General features: G+C 41.5%; 1 protein-coding gene. It reads left to right on the plus strand.

The window, feature by feature from the left end:
- Positions 1–109 precede the first annotated feature (109 nt).
- Entirely contained in the window at positions 110–982 is an 873-nt protein-coding gene (gene rfbA, locus BMY80_RS12005; RefSeq protein ID WP_093143976.1) for a glucose-1-phosphate thymidylyltransferase RfbA, read from the plus strand.
- Positions 983–1,083: the final 101 nt, after the last annotated feature.

The raw sequence follows: 1,083 nt of genomic DNA on the forward strand, positions 1-1,083 counted from the left end.
TTAAGCAGAATAAAGAGTGTTTTCAATATCTCTGCCAGTGACTGGAAGTCCGAGATTGATAACAACATTGAATATTATCTTCAGTAGTTACAGGTTAGAGGTGATTTGAATGAAAGGCATTATTCTCGCAGGCGGTTCAGGAACCAGACTGTACCCTATAACACTTGGATGCAACAAGCAGCTTCTTCCGGTATATGACAAGCCGATGATTTATTATCCTCTGGCAACGCTGATGCTTGCAGGCATACGGGATATTCTGATTATAACCACTCCTGAAGATTCATACAGTTACGGAACTCTGCTTAAGGACGGTTCTCAGTTCGGGATAAGAATCAGGTATGCGGTACAGCCGAAACCTGAAGGTCTTGTACAGGCTTTTTTAATAGGTGAACAGTTTATCGGAAAAGACAGTGTATGTCTTATTCTCGGAGATAACATCTACCACGGACAGGGCTTAGGAAGAATTCTGAATGAATGTGCCGGTATTAAAGATGGAGCCTGTGTGTTTGGATATAAGGTTGCTGATCCTGAAAGATACGGTGTTGTTGAATTTGACAAACACGGAAACGTGCTGTCTCTGGAAGAGAAACCTGAACATCCTAAGTCTGACTATGCCGTAACCGGACTGTATTTCTATGACAACAATGTTGTGGAGTACGCCAAGATGGTTGAGCCTTCTGCCAGAGGAGAACTTGAAATCACTGATCTCAACAAGATTTATTTGGAAAAACAGATGCTGAAGGTTCAGATATTCGGTCGTGGAATAGCCTGGCTGGATACAGGAACCCATGATTCACTGCTTGAAGCAGGAGAATACATCAAGACTCTGCAGAAAAGACAGAACTGTCTCATCGGCAGTCCTGAAGAAATAGCATTCAGAAAAGGATACATCACAAAAGAAAGACTGCTTCAGCAGGCTGCACTTCTTAAAAAGAATGACTATGGCAGATATCTGCTGTCACTTGCCGAGAAAAAAAGATAACACATGATTGGGAAATTAATGATGAACGTAATAGATACAGAGATTAAGGAAGTAAAGATTTTAGAACCGAAGGTATTCGGAGATTCACGCGGATACTTTAT

This window comes from Ruminobacter amylophilus (genome assembly GCF_900115655.1).
Taxonomy (GTDB): domain Bacteria; phylum Pseudomonadota; class Gammaproteobacteria; order Enterobacterales; family Succinivibrionaceae; genus Ruminobacter; species Ruminobacter amylophilus.

Coding starts and splice junctions, on each gene's coding strand:
- rfbA (WP_093143976.1), top strand. CDS start 110: ATGAAAGGCATTATTCTCGCAGGCGGTTCAGGAACCAGACTGTACCCT.